Raw genomic sequence first — 21,087 nt, 5'->3', positions numbered from 1 at the left:
TTAAGTATTTAAAAAGGTTTCAATATCATTTTTTATTAAGTCTATAGGTAATTTACCCGCATGATAATTTTTATACCATTCAATAGTTAATTGTACTGCTTCTTCAGCTGTAAATCTTGGTTGCCAATTTAATTCACTAGAAACTTTACTAATATCTAATCTAAGTAAGCCCGCTTCATGCGGTTGCTCTTTGTCTTCTTTAATTACATAACTCCCTTTTCCATAAGCCTTAATAGCTATGTCAAGAATTTTTTTAACAGAAAGGTTATCGTTGGTCGAGGGTCCAAAATTGTATGATGTCGCAAACTTAATTGGGTCATCATTCATTTTAACAGCTAAAAGTAAATACCCAAAAAGTGGTTCTAAAACATGTTGCCAAGGTCTGACGGCATTTGGATTTCTAACTTCAATTTCTTTATCATTTAATAAAGCATTTACAATATCTGGCAAAAGCCTATCTTTTGACCAATCACCGCCACCAATAACATTTCCAGCTCTAACACTGGTAATACTTTTAAGATGTTCGCTATATTTTTCTGGATTAAAAAAAGAATTTTTATAAGAAGAAATCACAATTTCACAGGCAGCTTTACTAGCACTATAAGGATCATATCCCCCTAATCTATCTGTTTCGCGATAAGGATAGATCCATTCATTGTTATGATATACTTTATCTGTAGTTATGCAAACTATTTCACATTTTTTTTTTAATTTTATAACTGCAGATAATAAATTTGCAGTTCCAATAACGTTGACTTCAAACGTTTCTGCAGGTATTTTATAACTCAGCCTCACTAAAGGTTGTGCTGCTAAATGAAAAATAACATCCGGTTGAAAACTTAAAATCTCATCTTCTAGTTGTTGTAAATTTCTTAAATCTCCAATAATTGATTCAAATGACAAATCATTAAACGAATTGAAAATAGCTTTTTCATCCTCTGGCTCTAAGGAATATCCTTTAACAATCGCTCCAAGTTGATTTAACAAAACTAACAACCAAGCACCTTTAAAGCCAGTATGACCTGTTACAAAAACTTTTGTGCCGTTAAATCTATTTTTTAACAATCCTAATTTATCCATTATTTTACCATTTTTTCCAAGGAGCTTTTCCACTTTCCCATTGCTCTTCTAATTCAGTTTTATCTCTTAACATATCCATTGGTTTCCAAAAACCTCTATGCTTAAATGAATATAACTCACCATCATTGGCTAAATTCTCTAATGGTTTTCTTTCAAAAATTGTAGTATCGTCTTCTAGGTAATCGAATATTTTCGAATCACAAACAAAAAAACCACCATTAATCCACGCTCCATCCCCTTTTGGTTTCTCGGTGAAATTCACTACTTTTTGCTCTGAGTTTAAATCTAAAGAACCAAAACGTCCTTCTGGTTGTACTGCAGTCATAGTAATAGCTCCACTATGTGAATCGTGAAATTTAACTAATTCATTGACATCCACATCTGATAATCCATCTCCATAAGTAAGCATAAAAGAATCATTCCCAAGATATTCTTTTACTCTTTTGATTCGACCACCAGTCATTGTATGCAAACCAGTATCGATTAGAGTTACCTTCCAAGGCTCAGCACTATTTTTATGAAAAGTAACATCATTAGATGCTAAATCAATAGTCATATCGCTCAAATGCCTGTAATAATTAGAAAAATATTCTTTAATCACATATCCTTTATATCCACAAAGAATAATAAACTCAGTGTAACCATAAGAGGCATAAATTTTCATAATATGCCATAAAATAGGTTTCCCCCCTATTTCCACCATTGGTTTTGGTTTTAATGAGGTTTCTTCGGATAATCTTGAACCTAATCCTCCTGCTAAAATGAGTACTTTCATAACTTTTGTTTAAAAATATATTTTATTGAAATTTTGTTTTTAGTTGTAATTAATAATTTATTTTAGAATAAAAATACTACTAAAATTTAATATTAAACAAATTATTTATAATAAATTAAATTCAGAAAACATTATAGTGTAAAACACTGATTTTTAAAACCAGCATCTAATATTGTAACAACATATTCATGAAAAGAATATAAAAACCCAACTTATATTTCCTTTTAAAAAACACCCAATTTTGTCGTAGTTGTAACTTTACAATATTTAAAGCTAGTCTTCAAATACTTAAAAAAAACAAAAAGAGGGGAAAACAATTAATTTCATTATTCTAAAGTGTTTCATAAAATTACTATGTCAATTAAAATGCAATCACAATTTAACAAATTTCTTATTTTCTTTATTCATTTCTAATTCTTCTTTTGAGAAAGATTTAAAATAATCATAAGTGATTCTTAATCCTTCAGCTCTATCAATCTTGGGTTGCCATCCTAATATTTCTTTTGCTTTTGAAATATCTGGTCTTCTTTGTTTTGGATCGTCTGCTGGCAAAGGCAAATTAACAATTTTTTGCTTAGTACCCGTTAACTTAATAATTTCAGTGGCAAAATCATTCATGGTTATCTCATTTGGATTACCAATATTTACCGGTAAAGTATAATCTGACAATAATAACCTGTAAATACCTTCTATTAAATCATCCACGTAACAAAAAGATCTTGTTTGAGTACCATCTCCAAATATAGTTAAATCTTCCCCACGCAAAGCTTGACCTATAAACGCAGGTAAAACTCTTCCATCATTTAACCTCATCCTAGGGCCATAAGTATTAAAAATTCGTACTATCCTAGTCTCAAGGCCATGAAAAGTATGATAAGCCATAGTTATTGCTTCTTGAAACCGTTTTGCCTCATCATAAACACTCCTAGGCCCAATCGGGTTTACATTACCCCAATACTCCTCAGGCTGGGGATGAACTGTAGGATCACCATACACTTCTGATGTTGATGCAATTAAAAACCTTGCCTTTTTTTCTTTTGCAACACCTAATAAATTATGCGTACCTAGCGAACCTACTTTTAAGGTTTGTATTGGAATTTTTAAATAATCAATAGGACTAGCTGGTGAAGCAAAATGCAAAATATAGTCTAATTTACCAGCAACATGAACATAATTTGAAACATCCTGATTATAAAACTCAAAATTCTCTAATGGAAATAAATGCTCAATATTTTTAATATCTCCAGTAATAAGATTATCCATACCTACCACCTTATATCCTTCCGAAATAAATCTATCGCATAAATGCGAACCTAAAAAACCTGCTGCTCCAGTAATTAAAATTCTTTTACTCATATATATTTTATTTAGTGCCTATACGATTAATAGAGCATCTGTATTTTCTAAAGCACGATATTCATTATTATAATACTTAATACCACCACCCAACAACACCTAACTTCATTCACAGCAACTAAACCATATGCTGTACCTTTCTACCAAATTCTGTAATATTTTAATTACTGTTAAAGAAAATATTTCACGCATATCATCTAAATTTCACTTAAACGAAATTCTCCACATTACTATTATTTCTCTTCGAGTTTCTCTTGAAATCGATTAATTAATTTAGTAAACAAAACTATTTTTTTGAAATTCATTAACCTCTTCAAATGCTTGCAATATTTTCATTAAATAAGTATTTTCTGTTGCAATTTACCACAACCCAAAATATCGAAATTTGCTACAGCATAAGGCGAAACAAGGCTAAGAAAGCGTTGTTTCTGATTGTCCCATTTCTTGTCCTTTACCATACAATTCAGGAAGTAGAAGGCTAATAATTCCCTCCCGTATGGAAAAAAATATTTACACGGAATTTTATTCCTAATTTTTTATAACATCATAAAATTCATGTAAAAATTTTCAATCTGTTTTATCTGTCACCTATTTTAAACTTGTGTGCAGATGATAGGATAAATACGATTCTTTGTTAAAAAGTTAAATCGGGAAATTGATTTAATATCAATCAAGCAGTTAAAAAAACTTAACGATTGAATAAAAACTACATCTTAACTTCCTTAAAGGCATCTATATTCTCCAAAAACCAATCATACGTTTTTTGAATCCCTTCTTCAAGATTCACCTTATGTTTCCATCCTAAACTGTGTATTTTGGATATATCCATTACTTTTCTTGGAGTACCATCTGGCTTAGTAGTGTCCCATTAGTAGTGTCCCAAATGATATCTCCTTTATGTCCTGCAATTTTTAGAATTGTTTCAGCCAAACACTTTATGGTTAAATCTTCCCCTGTGCCTACATTATATAAGTAGTCGGGTAATTTGTTTTCTAAAGCAAAAACAACCCTTGGGCCATATCATCTCTACAAAGTGAAATTCTTCTCATAGGAGTTCCACTTCCCCAAAGGGTAATGGGAGCATTATTGTTCTCCTTAGCCTCATGAAATTTTCGCATCATCGCCGGTAAAACATGTGAGGTATTTAAATCGAAATTATCATGCGTACCGTACAAATTGGTTGGCATAAGACTAACATAGTCCTTTCCAAATTGCTTTCTGATTGCTTCACAGGCTTTCACTCCGGTAATTTTTACAATAGCGTACCATTCATTAGTGGGTTCTAAACACCTGTAAGCAGATACTCTTCTTTCAAGGGTTGAGCGCTAGTTTAGGATAAATACAAGAACTTCCAAGAAAACTTCTCTACACCGGATTGCAGTGCAGAATCGATTAAATTATTCTGGATTACATGTTCTCCATAATAAATTGATACGGATAATTATTTTAGCCAATATTCCTCCTACTCGTGTAGCAGCATCAATAATAACCCCCGGATTTTCAATAGCTATGAAATCCTTAACAGCTTGTTGGTTTCCCAAATCTAATTCACGACTTGAAGCTCCCAATAAATTAGCATATCCATTAGTAGACAAGGTTCTCCAGATAGCACTATCTACCATACCATTGTGCCCTGCTATATAAATTTTAGTATCTTTATTCATGCCTTTTTAATTCAACAAATCTGGATTTTGTTGCTCCAACTCGTTATATATATTCTTGACATCCTGTGAACTATCTTTATGCAAAATTAAATTAGCGGTATCCGTATAAACGAAAATGGTGTTTTTCAAACCAACAAAAGCAGTATAATTGTTCGTGCCAATAACCATATTCCCGTTTTTATCGACAGGATGCCCTGTGGAAACCAGATAATCATAAACTGATTCAAAAGAACCCAAATCAGACCAAATGAATTTCGAGGGTACTACTTTTATTTTTTTACTTCTTTCCATAACTGCATAATCAATACTGATGGAAGGTATTTCGAGAGATAATTCTAAATTTAAAGTACCATCAATATTACTATCCCAAGCAATTTTTGATTTTTCATATACTTCCGGTTTAAAGGATTGTAGTTCTTCCAGAAACACTCCCGCTTTAAAACAAAACATACCACTGTTCCAAAGAAAATTTCCTTTGGCAATAAAATCCTTAGCAGTAACTTGATTGGGCTTTTCTCTGAAAGAAATCACATCATCCCCTTTGCGTTCAATATAGCCGTAGCCTATTTCAGGCTTAGTAGGGACAATCCCAAAAGTCACAAGATATCCTTTTGAAGCCTTGGCTATAGCTTCATTAATTGCTACTTCATAATTCTCTATTTCATCAATGATATGATCAGAAGGTGTTACAATTAAAATATCATCCGGATTGGAAGCAAAAGCAGCAAAAGCGATTGCAGCAGCAGTATTTCTGGGAGTTGATTCAATGATATCTACATAGGAAATATTGGACTTTTCCATCACTTTTCTACTGAGATGACAATTATCAATATTACCTACTATCATAATTTTATTAGCTACATTACGATTGCGTTCGACAGTCATCTCAAACAACGACTTACCATCAAATAAATCAAGGTATTGTTTGGGTTGGCTTTTTCGGGAGAGCGGCCATAATCGGCTACCTACTCCGCCAGTAAGAATTACATGTGTAATTGAAGGTTTATTTTCCATGCTTTACGTTTAAATCTCTGCTATATAGGCTTTTTGATTGATACTATTTATAATCTTCCATCAACGGAATCTCCCAAAATTCCTTTTACATCATACAACAAACTGATGTCATTTTGCAATTTAGAAATATCGATGGTCAGAAATTGATGATGCGCCACTCCTAAAACTACCGCATCAAATTTTTGGTTCGGTACTGCAGTTGTGGTTATTAAATCGTATTCTTGTTTGACCGCTGTTGGGTTAGCCAAAGGATCATATATGGTCACTGTAATTCCATAATCCGTTAAGGCTGCGATGACATCTACAATTTTAGTATTGCGAACATCGGGACAGTTTTCTTTGAAAGTGATCCCCAGCATCAGCAGCGTAGCTCCATTAACTGAAATCCCTTTTTTAATCATCAACTTTACCACTTGGGAAGCCACATAATCTCCCATACTGTCGTTCAATCGTCGTCCTGCTAAAATAATCTCAGGATGGTATCCAAATTCTTGAGCACGTTGTGCTAAATAATACGGATCTACCCCTATACAGTGCCCTCCAACCAATCCAGGCTTAAAAGGCAAAAAATTCCATTTGGTTCTTGCCGCTTCTAAAACGGCATTGGTATCAATATTCATCAAATTGAATATTTTAGCCAATTCATTTACAAATGCAATATTAATATCACGTTGGGAGTTTTCAATTACTTTGGCGGCTTCAGCAACTTTTATGGAAGGTGCTAAGTGAGTACCTGCAGTTATAACCGACTGGTATAACTGATCTACTTGCTGTCCAATTTCGGGAGTGGAACCCGAAGTGATTTTTAAAATTTTCTCTACGGTATGTTCTTTATCTCCGGGATTTATTCTTTCTGGTGAATAACCCGCAAAAAAATCAACATTGAACTTTAATCCGGAAACCCTTTCTAATACAGGTACACATTCCTCTTCAGTAACACCTGGGTAGACTGTAGATTCATAAATGACAATATCCCCTTTTTTCAAAACGCTTCCAACAGCCTCACTGGACTTATATAAAGGCGTTAAATCAGGACGATTGTTTTTATCAACAGGCGTTGGAACCGTTACGATGTAATAATTACAATCCGCTATATCAACTAAAACTGTAGTACAATATAATCCAATAGCATCGCTGGGCTTTTCAAGCAATACTTTTTGTAATATGGCATCTTCTACTTCAAATGTAGTGTCCGTTCCTGATTGCAACGAAGCCACTCGAGATAGATTGATATCAAATCCTACAACAGCATGTTTGGTGGCAAATAAGCGTGCTAGCGGCAAACCTACATAACCCAAACCAATCACTGCTATTTTTATAGTTGAACTCATTTTTAAACAATTTTAATTAACTTATGTTAATTATAATTCACGGCTTCGCATTTCAAACTCACATAAATGAGCTGAAATCGGGATAATTTTGTGTGCAAATATAGACATATAGATCAGTATTTTTATTGCATTTTAAAAGATCAATGTTACATAATTATTACATTTGCATAACATTAAAATTAACGCGCTGTAAATCAGATACTAAACAAACCCTAAACGTAAAATAAATTAACGCCATTTAAAACAGCATTACTTGCTGTAAAAAATTGATACAATTAAATCATTTTTACTTAAAAAGCAGCATTTGTAAAACCAACTACAAATACTGCTTTGTATAAAAAAAAAACAGGTTCCTTAATTAATTCATTGCAACGAATTTAGGAACACCCCAAGTATAATTTATTTAAATTTCATTTTTAAAACACATCCTAATGATTCCAAAACAAGAACATAATGAGTGTTATTTACCTCTTGTACAATTGCCTTTTGAGTTGAAAAAGGACCTGATTCTAATTCTATGGTATCGCCTACTTGAAATGAAACTACCGAAACTTCACAACTATCGGGCCCATCCAGCCCTCTTTTAATAATGCTAATTTCTTCATCTCTCACAATCGCAGGTTTGCCTAACCAAAACAAATACCGCACTACACCTGTTGACAGAAACACTAAATTTCTGTCAGAGTCTGCTAATTGAACAAAAACATAGGAATTAAAAAGAGGTACTTCTACCTTTTTTTTTCGATCAGACCATTGACGTACTACAGTAATCAAAGGACAATAGCATTCAATTCCGCTTTTTTTTAATTGCTCCGCTACTTTCTTCTCCCATTTAGGCTTTGTATATACTACATACCAATTCATCTTCCTTTTTGTATTGAAATAAAAATATGACCCTTTATTTATTTGTATTTTCTAAGTACTGTTTATAAGAAACAATAATGTACCTATAGCTTCTTAAATCAATTATTATAATCCATTGAGGTGTAATTATTAAAAACGTCAATTCGAGTATTTTTTGCGCAGTAAAACGGAACAAAAAATATTCGAATTTTTAATGAAATTTTTCCTATCCTCGATACGATTTTCTATTGAAAATCTCTCGAACTGACGAAAAAACATCATCTAAAACTAATTACATCCAACAGATTATTACACTAAAAAGGCACCCTTAACTTAGGAGCCTATCCCTTGATAAATAAACCCAATCGCTTCTAAAGCCGGACCATTAAGTATGTTTCTTCCATCAAATACAAAAGCTGGTTTTTGCATGGAGTCATAAATTTTTTGCCAGTCATACTGGACAAATTCATCCCACTCTGTAAGAACTGCTATTGCATGAGCAGCTTCGCATGCTTCATAAGGGCTCTCAAATGAAAGTACATGGTTTGCATTAGTTGAAGTCGCTCTTGTTTCTAAGTAATCTAAATCAGCCAGCACTTTCTTTCTGGATACTTTAGGATCATATACCGCAATTTTCGCATGCTCATTGATCAAATCATCAGCAACATAAATGGCTGCTGATTCTCTGGTGTCATTCGTATCCTTTTTGAAAGCCCAACCCAGGAAGGTGATTTTTTTATCAGAAACCGTATTGTAAAGTGTTTGAATGATATTATTAGAGAAACGTCTCTTTTGATGATCATTCATTATGATTACTTGTTCCCAATAATCGGCCACTTCGTTCAACCCATACGATTTTGCAATGTAAACCAAATTCAATATGTCTTTTTGAAAACAAGAACCCCCAAATCCAACCGATGCTTTCAGGAATTTCGATCCTATTCTGCTGTCCATTCCTATGGCTTTGGCTACCTCATTTACATCAGCCCCTGTTTTTTCACAAAGCTCTGACATCGCATTAATCGAAGAAATTCGCTGTGCTAAAAATGCATTAGCGGTCAGTTTAGATAATTCTGAAGACCATAGATTAGTGGTCAATAGTTTATCCGCAGAAACCCAATTGGAATACACGTCAACAAGTGCCTGTATCGCTTTTTGTCCTTCTTCTGAAGGATCCCCTCCAATTAAAATTCGATCTGGATTCAATAAATCCTGAACAGCAGTTCCTTCTGCCAAAAACTCAGGGTTAGAAAGAATTTGAAACTGCACCCCATTACCGGTATTATCCAGAATACTTTTAATTGCTTCAGCTGTTCGTACCGGAAGTGTTGATTTTTCAACCACTATTTTATTGTCTTTGGCTACTCTGGCAATTTGTCTGGCGCACAACTCAATGTATTTCAAGTCAGCAGCCATCCCTTTCCCTTTTCCATAGGTTTTTGTAGGCGTATTTACTGATATAAAAATAAGCTGGGCTTCGTCTATTGCTTTATCCACTTCAGTCGAGAAAAATAGATTTCTGCCTCTGGATTCACCAACAATTTTATCTAATCCAGGCTCATAAATGGGAATATTGTTTGTATTTTCATCGTTCCAAGCTGCTATCCGTTCTTCATTTAAATCAACAACGGTAACTTGTATATGTGGGCATTTTTGAGCGATAACCGCCATGGTAGGACCTCCAACATAACCGGCCCCTATGCAACAAATTTTTGTAATTTTCATTTTTATAATTTTCAATTTGCAAATATACTTTATTTAATTATCCCCCTTATTTCTAAAAAAAGGATTTTTATTTAAGATTATCCCAATACCATTCAACTGCTTCTTTCAATCCTTCTTGCATAGAATAGTGTGGATCATAACCTAATACTATTTTAGCCTTATCAATACTTGCCAAAGAATGGGGAATATCTCCCGCTCTGCTGGGTCCATATTCTACTGCTACAGTGGCGATCCTCTCATCATATTTAGATAAAAATTCCTTCAAATAATCAACCAGATTATTCAACGTATTTCGATCGCCATAAGCAGTATTATAAACCGTGTTTACCGCTTCAGGATTTTTTGTTAACATTGCCAACTCGTTCATTTGAATCACATTGTCAATATAGGTGAAATCGCGAGAATAGTTTCCGTCACCATTTATTTTTGGACTTTCCAATTGCATTAATTGCATTACAAATTTTGGAATAACCGCCGCATAAGCCCCATTAGGATCTTGCTTTCTTCCAAAAACATTAAAATAGCGCAAACCTATAGTTTCGAGTCCATACGTTCTGCTAAAAATTTCCGCATACAATTCGTTTACATACTTTGTTATTGCATAAGGGGAGAGCGGTTTACCAATCACCTCTTCAACTTTTGGCAATCCAACAGAATCTCCATAAGTGGAGGAACTTGCCGCATATATAAATCGTTTTACCTTAGCATCACGGGAAGCAACAAGCATATTTAAAAAACCGGAAACATTAACATCGTTAGTAGTAACCGGATCAATCAGAGAACGCGGCACAGACCCTAAAGCCGCCTGATGCAGTACATAATCCACTCCTTTTACCGCATTTTGACAATCAGTTGCATTCCGAATATCCCCTTCGATTAAACGAAAATTAACATTATTAATAAAGTCTTTTAAATTATGCCTGTATCCTGTAGCAAAATTATCAAAGCAAACAACTTCGTGTCCTTTTGACAAAAAATATTCACAAAGATTAGAGCCTATAAATCCTGCTCCTCCAGTAATTAATATCGTACTTTTTGTTTCTTCGATCATCTTATCTCAATTTAGAAAAATCAATTACTTGGTTAGTTTTTTACGAAATTTACCCGCTACGGTTTCAAAAATATTTTTTGGTTTATCCTCATCATGATATCCATTTGAATAAGTCCCATATCCATATCCGTAACCATACCCGTAACCATAACCCGCACCGTATTTAGCTTTATTTTCAAAACCATTCAAAATAATACTCGTATTATTTAACTCTCCACGTTTTACTCGGTTGTTTAACAACGTAATCATTTCTTTTTTTGTGAAATTCTGCCTTACTATATACAACGTAACGTCGCAATATTGTGCTAATTCCAAAGCATCGGATACCAAACCAACCGGAGGTGTATCCAATATAATATAGTCGTATTTTTTCTTTAACTCTTCAATCAATTCTTTCATTCCTTCACTCATAATCATCTCAGCCGGATTTGGCGGAACTGGCCCTGAGAGAATAACGTCAAGATAGGGAACATGAGTATGATTGATGATTTCATCAACTGTTTTTTGCTTAATCAGATAATTTACAATCCCAACTTCGTTGGATAAATTAAATTCAGCAAATAATTTGGGTTTTCTTAAATCAAGACCAATAACTACTGTTTTTTTCTCACTAAGTGCAAATACTGTAGCAATATTTATAGAACAAAATGTTTTCCCTTCACCACTTACTGATGATGTTATCATGAGTGTCTTGGCTCCGTCTAAATTTTGCTGTTTGTATAAAAACTGAAGCGAAGAGCGAATAGCCCGAAAGGATTCGGATAAAGCAGATTTAGGTTTATCAAAAACTGCTAGATTAGTATTCTCTTTACTCATCCCAACAACACCTATCAAAGGAATTTGAGTCAATTTACTAATATCCTCGGTATTTTGAATCGAATTATTGATAAAGAAAATTGCAAATACAAAAAGTAACGGAAATAGAACTCCCAGAAATAATGCCAGTACATAATTTACAGATGTTTTTGGACCGATAAGACCTCCTCCAACATCTTTTGCAGGATCTATAAAATGAATATCCGACAAATTTGCTGCTTTAACAATATCAGCTTCGCTCCTTTTTTGAAGAAAAGTACTGTAAATATTATCGCTTAAATCATATTTCCTTTTAATCTTGATTAGCTCTTGTTGATCTTCAGGAAGTTGTTTTATAGTACTTTCCGTTTCGTTAATTTTACTGCTTACTATTGCCAAATCATATTGCAATGCGGCTTTGGCTGTTGCAATGTTTTCTAACAATACATTTTTAACAGCTTCCATTTGATTGTCAAAATCCTTGAATATTTTATCGCTTTTTACCGCATAAGCCATTTCAGATCTTTGAGTAGACAATGCAATCAATTTTGAAACATTAACTACAACATTAGGATCTTCAATCCCAGCTACTGATGGCGCTGGCAGTTTAGCGTAGTTTACGCTATTTTTCAAATATGCTTTTAGCGAATTATAATAGGCCATTTTTCGGTTGACTTCGTCTTTCTTGACATCAAATTCCAAAATCTTATCCGAAAACTTAGCTCCACCCTCTTCTATATCATAGATATTTTTATCTTTTCTAAAGGATTTCAGCTCATTTCCTGTTTCTTTTAATTGGGATTCCATCGCAACCAATGTACTATCAATAAAAGCAATTGTATTCGTCGCGAATTGATTTTTACTATCTAATTGTCTTTTTATAAGCATTTTAACAGTCGAATTTAAATATTCAACCATTCTCGCTTTATTAGTCCCTTGCATTCCCAAAGTAATTATCGAACCGCCTTTATCATCTGATTTAACGTTTATCCCTTTGTAAGAAGATACTGTTCCATCAAAATCATTAAACTGTACAAAATATTCATTCCCTTTATAAAAACCGGGATTGTCTTTTATTTGTAATTTCCAATTTAAAAAAGGCAATGACACTTGCTCACCCACCTTATATCTTTTTACAAAATCACCCGTTTCAACAGCTGTATTACTATAGAAGTTAGTAGTGTAGGTTATTAATGACACATTTTGATTTTCAAAAGGAATTCGGATTTCATATACATTTTCACTTAAAAATTTAATTCCTATCAGATTTCCTGCCAGTTGACCTTTTGACTTATCAATATTCACATAAAAAGGAACAGCTCCGTAGGCGTCTTCAAGATTGTATTTACCCTGAACTAAGTAATTAATATAGTATTGCAGTTTGTCTACAACCAACTCATTATGAGATCTGGATTGTAACGTAGTCGAAATAGTTTGAACCTGATCTGAAGTTCCTCCCCAATTAAAAACCAAACTAGTATTAGACGTAAAAAGAGGATTACTTTCTTCCTTTACCGCAATAAGCGTTTCCATACCGTAAATTTTTTGTTTACGAATATTAACTTGATAGGCAATTGTGAAAGTGATTAATAGACTCAGCAGAAACCATTTCCAATAACTTCCGATTTTTATTAAGAATCCCTTGAAGTCAAAACTAACTTGGTTTTCAAAAATCGAAAAATCTTTTATATCTAACATTTTTTGAACGCTGTTTTAATTTTTTAATAGTAAAAAGGTAGTTGTAGCCAATGATAAAAGTGTAATAATTGTACCCAATGATTCAATTCCGGTTTTTCCGGTTCCCCAAGTTTTCTGCTTAAGTGGCTTTATGTAAATATAATCATTAGGTTGTAAATAATAATATGGCGATTTCATCACGTTTATATCAGTAAGGTCTAAATCCTGCATTTGAACCCCCGTTGGTGTTTTTCTCATGATTGTAACCGCTTTTCTATTTCCCGTAATGGTAATATCTCCAGCATTTGCGATAGCTTCCATGATAGTTACATGCTCTTGAAATAATGTTTTTGTGCCTGGACCTCCAATTTCCCCATTTATAGTATATCGGAAACCCGCTAATTTTACAGTCACAAAAATATTGGCCTCTTTATTGAAATATTCCGCTAACAGTTGTTTTTCAATTCTAATTCTTATTTCATCCAAAGTATACCCAATCACATTTAATTCTTCTAAAACTGGAACTCTAATATTTCCATGATCATCAACCGTAAATCCATCAAAATACAATCCTGACTCTGATTTTCCAACGGTTCCTTCATTTGAAGGACTAAAAATAGCTACTAATTTTGGATCAATTGCTTTTATGGTAATACTCAAAACATCATTAGTTTGTAATCTGTAAGGCTTTGATTCCACTGCCGAAATAGAAGTATCGTCTTGTGAATTACTCTTTTTTTGAAGATAAATTAAATCTTGAGTTGGAATACAAGAAGAAAACAACACACTAATAATTAGCAATAAATAGACTCCGGATTTACTCATTTTCAATATTTTTAACGACAAATATAGCTTTTCATTTACGATTTAAAAAGTGTAACGATTCATTAAATAGATTAATTACTTTTAAAAGACTTTTCAAAAGGGACTCTTTGCAATATACTTCTTCCCAAGGTAACTTCATCAGCATATTCCAGTTCATCACCCACGGAAATCCCTCTCGCAATTGTGGATATAATTATTTCACAATCGGCTATTTGTTTGTAGATATAAAAATTAGTGGTATCACCTTCCATCGTGGAGCTTAAAGCAAAAATGATTTCGTTTACACTTCCTGATTTCACTTTTTCGACTAATGTCGTAATATTCAACTGACTGGGCCCAACACCGTCAATAGGCGAAATTTTACCTCCAAGAACATGATAAATTCCTCTAAATTGACCTGTATTCTCAATAGCCATTACATCGCGAATATCTTCTACAATGCAAATGATTTGATGATTTCTGTTTTTATTAGCACAAATTTCACACAGTACACTATCCGAGATATTATGACAACTATTGCAATACTTAATATCTTCCCGCATAGCGACCAAAGCCTGTGACAAAAAACTCGTTTGCTCTTTAGGTTGTTTCAATAAATGCAAGACCAATCGCAGCGCCGTTCGTTTACCAATTCCCGGCAACTGAGACATTTCGTTAACTGCTTTTTCTATTAATTTCGAAGAAAATTCCATAAATGCAAATGTAGCAATTTGTTTAATGGTTTAATCGGCTAAATGTTTAATCGAATAAAAACAGTTAAGCGGTTAATTGGCTAAAACAATTAAACAAAAAATCGTATTTTGGTCACTTTAAATTCAACAAATGACTCCCAGCACCATTCTCTTACTTATAATCGTTTATTTTGGAATTTTATTTTACATCTCTCATACTGTAAGTAAAAAAGACAGTGGAAATGATGCTTTTTTTAAAGCCAATAAAAATTCAAAATGGTATTTAGTTGCCTTTGGAATGATTGGAACGGCTCTTTCCGGGGTGACTTTTATTTCGGTACCGGGAGAAGTTGGGGCACCAAGCGGAGAACAATTCAAGTACTTCCAGTTTGTGCTAGGTAATGCCATTGGTTTTGTTATTATTGCAAAAGTGCTGTTGCCGTTGTATTATCGAATGAATTTAACTTCGATTTATAGTTATATAGAACATCGACTAGGAATTTATTCCTATAAAACTGCCGCAACAATTTTCCTGATAAGTCGAACGATAGGCTCTTCCTTTAGATTGTATCTTGTTGTAATTGTTTTACAACGCTATGTTTTTGATTTTTATGGAATTCCTTTTGCCGTTACAGTTATGATTTCACTGGCTTTGATATTTGCGTATACGTATCGTGGCGGTTTAAAAACGATTATAATCACTGATACTTTACAAACCTTTTTCTTAGTTTCTTCTGTATTTTTAACCATTTTCTTTATTTGCAGAAGTTTGAATTTAAATGTTTTTGAGGCTTTTGAAGCAGTAAAAAACAGCAATTATTCTAAAGTATTTTTCTTTGAGGATTTTGTGTCAAGTAAGTTCCATTTTGTGAAACAAATTCTGGGTGGAATTTTCGTAACCATCGCGATGGTAGGTTTGGATCAGGATCTAATGCAGAAAAACCTGAGTTGCAAGAACATTGGTGAAGCACAAAAAAACATGTTCACTTTTACGGGGATATTTGTAGGTATCAATATATTTTTCCTTAGCGTAGGTGCTTTACTTTATATTTATGCCACTAAAAACGGAATTGAAGTACCAACCGATTTAGTCACGGGAAAACCAAGAACCGATTTGCTTTTCCCCGAAATTGCTTTCCATCATTTGACATTGATTCCCTCCGTTATTTTCTTGTTGGGACTGACAGCGGCTACATTTGCCACAACCGATTCAGCCTTAACAGCACTTACAACTTCGTTTTGTGTTGATTTTCTTGGAATGGATAAAGCCGAAAATCTAAAGAAACCAAACATAGTACGAACCAGACATTTTGTTCATATTGTCTTTTCATTTTTGATGTTTCTGGTAATTATTTTCTTTAATGCAATCAATGACAGTTCCGTTGTGGGAATGATTTTTAGGGTGGCTTCCTATACGTATGGCCCACTTTTGGGATTGTACTGTTTTGGATTGTTTGCAAAATCAAAGACTGTTAAAGACAAATTTGTTCCAATAATTTGTTTCATGTCACCTGCTGTAACTTTCCTTATTAGCGAAAATTCGAAAACATTATTTTTTGGATACGTTTTCGACAATGAACTGATTATCGTAAACGGACTAATCACTTTTGTGGGATTGTTATTGATTAGCAAGAACGCCACTTCTACAACGCGATTTTAGTTTTAGCACCTATGTGGCATCCTTTGCCGCCCTGAACTTGTTTCAAGATCCTGAAACAAGTTCAGGGCGGCAAAGATATAGCGAACAGCTGAACACGAGCGAAGCGAACTAAAGCAGTAAATAGCTCTAAAAACTAATATTGATTTGTTGCCAACATAACTAACGTACATGCTATCTCGACTTTGATATCATTTAATTTCAACAATTGATAGAACTCTGGATTCTCAGTACCTGGATTGAAAATAACACGTTTTGGTTGTGCCTCAACGATATAATTGTAGTAATCACGCTGACGCAAAGGATTCAGATAAAGTGTAACCGTATCGATGTTTTTTAAAGGAATAGCCTTAGTCTGGATTTTTATCCCTGCTACTTCACCCGCATTTTGACCAATCGCAAGAACGGAATGCCCTTTATCAACCAATTTCTCAATTGCTAAAAAGGAATATCTGGCCGGTTTTGTTGAAGCTCCAAGAACCAACGTTTTTTTATTTTTTATCATTTTCTGTAATTATATTTTGCAAAAGTAATCAAAAAGAGCCATGAGTTTATGAATTATTAGGTTTAGTTACAAAAGCAATTAAAACAATATCCTAACATTTACGACTTTCATAGCACAAAAAAAAGAGTATTTTTGTGTCATTAAATTAGAAAATTATGGATCTTTTCATCTACTTGTTCGTTGCTCTTTTTTCAGTATTAAACCCTATTGGTACTGTTCCAATATTTGTTGGACTTACGCAAGATGACACCAAGCAAGAACGATCCAGAATTTCCTTATGGACAGCAATAAATGTTTTTGCCATCCTGATAATCTCCTTTTTTATCGGTCAATATGTTTTGCTTTTTTTTGGAATTAGCATTGATGCGCTGCGAATTGCAGGGGGACTAATCATTGTAAGTTCAGGATTTTCACTGCTTTCAGGTAAAATCAATAAAAAAAGGGGGATTAACAAAAAGATAGAAACGGACGCTCAAAAAAGAAATGATATTGCCTTGACCCCTCTAGCAATTCCAATGCTTGCGGGTCCTGGATCTATTTCATTACTTATTGCATTTTATCAGGAACACAACTCAACAGGCGATATTATTATATCCTCCTTAGCCATTCTTGCCATAGCTGTCGCTATTTTTATAATCCTTAGAAGTGCTCATTATTTAGCAAAAATACTTGGAGCCTCAGGGATTGTTGCAATTTCGAGAATCATTGGTTTTATCGTAATTGCAATTGGGATTCAATATATTGTAAGTGCAATTATCAATATTATTAAAGGAAACTTAACCTAAAATAAATCTGACAAAGCGGAGTACTCTGCCAGATTTTAAATTAATTTCTAGGTAAGAAAATCTCTGCCATCATACATCTTGCACTTCCACCGCCACAGGCTTCGATAGTATCTAAATTGGAACTTAAAATCTCAGCGTGTTTTTCCAGTTGTTCAATCTGTTTCGGTGTTAAACTTTGATGTGCCGCTGCACTCATAACCAAATATCTTTTATCATTTTCTCCACGAACTTCAAGCATGTTTCCTGCAAAACTGTTCATCTGGGCTTCGGTAATCAAAATGATTTCTTTTCCGTTTTCTTTAAAGTTGTCCAAAACCATTTTGCGTTCTTTTTTATCATCGATACAATCGGAACAAATCACCGCTAAAGTTTCTCCCACGCACATCATTACATTGGTGTGGTAAATCAATTTTCGCTCTGAATCAATGGTTTGAAAAGCTTCAAAAATTACCGGTGCATAATCAAAATCTTCACAGAATTCGATAAATAATTCTTCATCGGCTCTGGGAGATAAAGCGCAATACGCTTTGCTATTCGTTCTATCCAGCACGATGCTCCCTGTTCCTTCCAAGAAAAAACCATCTTCCTCAGCCGAAGTGTAATCCATTATATTATTAATTACAAAACCCTTGTCTTCTAGAATATCTAAAATATCTTCGCGGCGTTCCTCACGACGATTTTCAGCAAACATAGGATATAATGCGACATCCCCATTCTCGTGAAAAGAAACCCAATTGTTTGGAAAAATACTATCCGGAGTGTCTGGATTTGTAGTGTCGTCAACAACAGTAACATCAACCCCTACAGCCCTTAATTTCTCCACAAAGGCATCAAATTCCTGCTGCGCTTTGGCATTTACCGTAGCAGGTAAAAGCCCATCCAATACTTTTTGGTAATAATTATTTACTGCCGTTTGTTCATTCATTCGAAACGCAACCGGGCGAATCATCAATATGGAGTTTGTTGTCTGTTTCATATTTTTATTTTTTTCGTCAAAAAATTAATCTCTAATTAAAGGCAAAGTAGAACATCGCAATAGTCCTTCTTGTTTTGCAATTTCTGCATATGGAATTTCTTCAACTACAAAACCATTGGCACGCAACCAATTATTTAATCTTGTAAAGTTTTTTTCGGAAACTATAACATTTGTATCTATAGAAAAAACATTAGAATTCATATGATACATTTCGTCTCTTGTAATGTGAAACAAATTTTCTTTTCCAAAAAGATTCACAAGAAACAGATAATCCGCTTCTTCCCGGAATCCTCTTTTATATATAATTCCTTTATCTTTTCCAACCGGTTGAAAACAACAGTCCAAATGCAACGCATTATCTCGGGCTTCGATTTTTGATTTTACCAAATCAAATCCCTTAACAATTTTATTTGGAAACAAATCTTTGATATATTGGACTCCTTGCACATTCGTTCTTGCGGTAATATAGTCTTTGTAGTCACTCCCTTTATATGTTCCAACAAATATGCAATCATTCCACAAAATTACATCTCCGCCTTCAATATGTACTTCTTCCGGAGGGCGGACCACTTTTTGGGAATCTATTTGCTCAATGATGTATTGGATTGCATCTAACTCTCTTTCCCTTTCTGGCAAAATATTAGATTTGACAAAAATATCATCAATGACAAAACCAATGTCTCTGGTAAATATCTGATTGTAACTGGCAATCATTTCTGGTCGAAAAACTGTCACATCATATTTCTGAAGTACTTTATTAAAAGCCTCCATTTCAGCAACCATGTCCGATTCTTTTGGATAAGTGCCCGCTAAAATATGTTCTAATGATTTTGGATCATACGCTTCTTCTGCCTTTGGTGTTGGCCCATTATCAATTGCCGAACCTAAAACTACGGCTCTCAATCTTGAAGTTTCATTCTTTATATTTAACGCTAGCATGTATTTCGCTTTTGGCAAATATAAAAAAAGCTTCACAAATTAGTGAAGCTTTTTTGAATTGAAATTTATCTTTTATCAGATGACACAAAGTCTCTCAAAGGACTACCAGTATATATTTGTCTTGGCCTTCCAATAGGTTCTTTATTTTCACGCATTTCTTTCCATTGTGCAATCCAACCCGGCAAGCGGCCTATGGCGAACATTACCGTAAACATATCTGTAGGAATTCCTAATGCTCTGTAAATAATTCCAGAATAGAAATCTACATTTGGATATAAGTTTCGTGATTTGAAATATTCATCTTCTAAAGCCGATTCCTCCAGTTTCTTAGCGATAGCCAGAATTGGGTCTTCCACTCCTAAAGTTGACAAAACTTCATTAGCTGCTTTTTTAATAATTTTTGCTCTTGGATCGAAATTTTTATAGACTCTGTGACCAAATCCCATCAAACGGAAAGGATCATTTTTGTCTTTTGCTTTAGCTATATATTTATCAGCGTCACCACCATTTTTGTAAATTTCTTCCAGCATTTCAAGTACTGCTTGATTCGCTCCACCATGTAAAGGCCCCCAAAGTGCAGAAACTCCTGCAGATATTGAAGCAAATAATCCCGCATGAGAAGAACCTACCATTCTAACGGTTGATGTAGAACAATTTTGCTCATGATCCGCGTGAAGAATAAACAATCTGTCTAATGCATCACTCACAACTGGATTTGCTTTGTAAGGTTCTGTTGGCAATTCAAACATTAAACGCATGAAATTCTCTACATATCCCTTTGTATTATCGTAATAATTTAAAGGATAACCCATACTTTTTCTATACGTCCAAGTTGCAATCACCAAGAATTTACCCATGGTTTTGCAAACTGCTTCATACATCTCTTTTTCATTTTCAACATTTACTGACTTTGGATTAAATGCTGTCAAAGCACTTGTCAAAGCAGCTAAAACACCCATTGGGTGAGCTGTTTTTGGAAAACCGTCAATGATATTTTTCATTTCCTCGTTGACCAAAGTATATTTTCTAATATCATTTTCAAATTGCTCTAACTGAACTTTAGTTGGCAATTCCCCAAAAATTAAAAGATAAGAAACTTCTAAAAAATCTGCCTTTTCAGCTAAATCTTCTATTGAATAACCCCTGTAACGCAAAATCCCAAGTTCTCCATCAAGGAAAGTAATTTCACTTTTACAAGAACCTGAATTTTTGTAACCCGGATCAATAGTAATCGCACCCGACAAATCACGTAATTTGTTAATATCGATAGCAACCTCATTTTCAGTCCCTACAATGATAGGAAGTTCAAATTTTTTGCCATCTATTTCTAATGTTGCTGTTTTTGACATAATATAATTGGAAATAAAACTTTTAAAATAATAATTTACCAAATCTAGGGAATTTCAAAGTAATTAAAA

Annotated in this window: 17 protein-coding genes and 1 pseudogene; 2 read left to right on the top strand and 16 right to left on the bottom strand. The window is 33.8% G+C overall.

Annotated features, from left to right (window positions below):
* From rfbG to recR, 12 genes and pseudogenes are all read right to left on the bottom strand, one after another.
* Nucleotides 1-1,080 (bottom strand): CDP-glucose 4,6-dehydratase, encoded by a 1,080-nt coding sequence (gene rfbG / locus ACNQGG_RS08160; RefSeq protein WP_417962872.1) that lies wholly within the window; start codon nt 1,078-1,080, stop codon nt 1-3.
* A 4-nt stretch (nt 1,081-1,084) separates the two neighbouring features.
* Nucleotides 1,085-1,855, bottom strand: coding sequence for a glucose-1-phosphate cytidylyltransferase (gene rfbF / locus ACNQGG_RS08155; protein WP_417962870.1), 771 nt, complete (start codon nt 1,853-1,855; stop codon nt 1,085-1,087).
* Nucleotides 1,856-2,227: 372 nt separating this feature from the next.
* Complete coding sequence (locus tag ACNQGG_RS08150; protein WP_417962868.1) at nt 2,228-3,211, bottom strand: UDP-glucuronic acid decarboxylase family protein; 984 nt, start codon at nt 3,209-3,211, stop codon at nt 2,228-2,230.
* Nucleotides 3,212-3,917: 706 nt separating this feature from the next.
* Nucleotides 3,918-4,875 (bottom strand): annotated as a pseudogene (locus ACNQGG_RS08145) (GDP-L-fucose synthase family protein).
* A 6-nt stretch (nt 4,876-4,881) separates the two neighbouring features.
* Complete coding sequence (locus ACNQGG_RS08140) at nt 4,882-5,889, bottom strand: mannose-1-phosphate guanylyltransferase (protein WP_417962866.1); 1,008 nt, start codon at nt 5,887-5,889, stop codon at nt 4,882-4,884.
* A gap of 47 nt (nt 5,890-5,936) precedes the next feature.
* The gene (locus tag ACNQGG_RS08135) at nt 5,937-7,220 is read right to left on the bottom strand and encodes a nucleotide sugar dehydrogenase (RefSeq protein ID WP_417962864.1); all 1,284 of its coding nucleotides are present in this window, start codon (nt 7,218-7,220) and stop codon (nt 5,937-5,939) included.
* Between the two features lie 399 nt (nt 7,221-7,619).
* Nucleotides 7,620-8,084 (bottom strand): UpxY family transcription antiterminator, encoded by a 465-nt coding sequence (locus ACNQGG_RS08130; protein ID WP_417962862.1) that lies wholly within the window; start codon nt 8,082-8,084, stop codon nt 7,620-7,622.
* A 312-nt stretch (nt 8,085-8,396) separates the two neighbouring features.
* The gene (locus tag ACNQGG_RS08125) at nt 8,397-9,788 is read right to left on the bottom strand and encodes a UDP-glucose 6-dehydrogenase (protein WP_417962860.1); all 1,392 of its coding nucleotides are present in this window, start codon (nt 9,786-9,788) and stop codon (nt 8,397-8,399) included.
* Between the two features lie 67 nt (nt 9,789-9,855).
* Nucleotides 9,856-10,839 (bottom strand): SDR family oxidoreductase, encoded by a 984-nt coding sequence (locus ACNQGG_RS08120; RefSeq protein ID WP_417962858.1) that lies wholly within the window; start codon nt 10,837-10,839, stop codon nt 9,856-9,858.
* 24 nt (nt 10,840-10,863) lie between these two features.
* The gene (locus ACNQGG_RS08115; protein ID WP_417962856.1) at nt 10,864-13,332 is read right to left on the bottom strand and encodes a polysaccharide biosynthesis tyrosine autokinase; all 2,469 of its coding nucleotides are present in this window, start codon (nt 13,330-13,332) and stop codon (nt 10,864-10,866) included.
* A gap of 15 nt (nt 13,333-13,347) precedes the next feature.
* The gene (locus ACNQGG_RS08110) at nt 13,348-14,136 is read right to left on the bottom strand and encodes a polysaccharide biosynthesis/export family protein (protein WP_417962854.1); all 789 of its coding nucleotides are present in this window, start codon (nt 14,134-14,136) and stop codon (nt 13,348-13,350) included.
* A gap of 71 nt (nt 14,137-14,207) precedes the next feature.
* Nucleotides 14,208-14,828 carry a recombination mediator RecR gene (gene recR / locus ACNQGG_RS08105; RefSeq protein WP_417962852.1) on the bottom strand — a complete coding sequence of 207 codons (621 nt, stop codon included), beginning with the start codon at nt 14,826-14,828 and terminating at the stop codon, nt 14,208-14,210.
* Nucleotides 14,829-14,958: 130 nt separating this feature from the next.
* Between recR and ACNQGG_RS08100 the strand changes: the two genes are divergently transcribed.
* Nucleotides 14,959-16,467 (top strand): sodium:solute symporter, encoded by a 1,509-nt coding sequence (locus ACNQGG_RS08100; protein ID WP_417962850.1) that lies wholly within the window; start codon nt 14,959-14,961, stop codon nt 16,465-16,467.
* 133 nt (nt 16,468-16,600) lie between these two features.
* Here ACNQGG_RS08100 and ACNQGG_RS08095 read toward each other — a convergent pair whose 3' ends face one another.
* Entirely contained in the window at nt 16,601-16,966 is a 366-nt protein-coding gene (locus ACNQGG_RS08095; RefSeq protein WP_416857776.1) for a CoA-binding protein, read from the bottom strand.
* 158 nt (nt 16,967-17,124) lie between these two features.
* Here ACNQGG_RS08095 and ACNQGG_RS08090 point away from each other — a divergent pair, with 158 nt between their 5' ends.
* On the top strand, nt 17,125-17,754 hold the full coding sequence (locus ACNQGG_RS08090; protein WP_417962848.1) for a MarC family NAAT transporter: 630 nt from the start codon (nt 17,125-17,127) through the stop codon (nt 17,752-17,754).
* Nucleotides 17,755-17,794: 40 nt separating this feature from the next.
* Here the strand turns inward: ACNQGG_RS08090 and ctlX are convergent, their stop codons facing one another.
* The 3 genes from ctlX to ACNQGG_RS08075 all read right to left on the bottom strand — a co-directional run bounded on the left by ctlX (nt 17,795) and on the right by ACNQGG_RS08075 (nt 21,018).
* Nucleotides 17,795-18,730 carry a citrulline utilization hydrolase CtlX gene (gene ctlX, locus ACNQGG_RS08085; protein WP_417962846.1) on the bottom strand — a complete coding sequence of 312 codons (936 nt, stop codon included), beginning with the start codon at nt 18,728-18,730 and terminating at the stop codon, nt 17,795-17,797.
* A 24-nt stretch (nt 18,731-18,754) separates the two neighbouring features.
* Nucleotides 18,755-19,669, bottom strand: coding sequence for a dimethylarginine dimethylaminohydrolase family protein (locus ACNQGG_RS08080; protein WP_417962844.1), 915 nt, complete (start codon nt 19,667-19,669; stop codon nt 18,755-18,757).
* Between the two features lie 65 nt (nt 19,670-19,734).
* On the bottom strand, nt 19,735-21,018 hold the full coding sequence (locus ACNQGG_RS08075; protein WP_417962842.1) for a citrate synthase: 1,284 nt from the start codon (nt 21,016-21,018) through the stop codon (nt 19,735-19,737).
* Nucleotides 21,019-21,087 lie beyond the last annotated feature (69 nt).

Origin of the sequence: Flavobacterium esculini, assembly GCF_048284325.1 — a bacterium.
Taxonomy (GTDB): domain Bacteria; phylum Bacteroidota; class Bacteroidia; order Flavobacteriales; family Flavobacteriaceae; genus Flavobacterium.
Note: the sequence above shows the minus strand (reverse complement) of the source record. Positions and strands in the feature narration are given on the sequence as shown.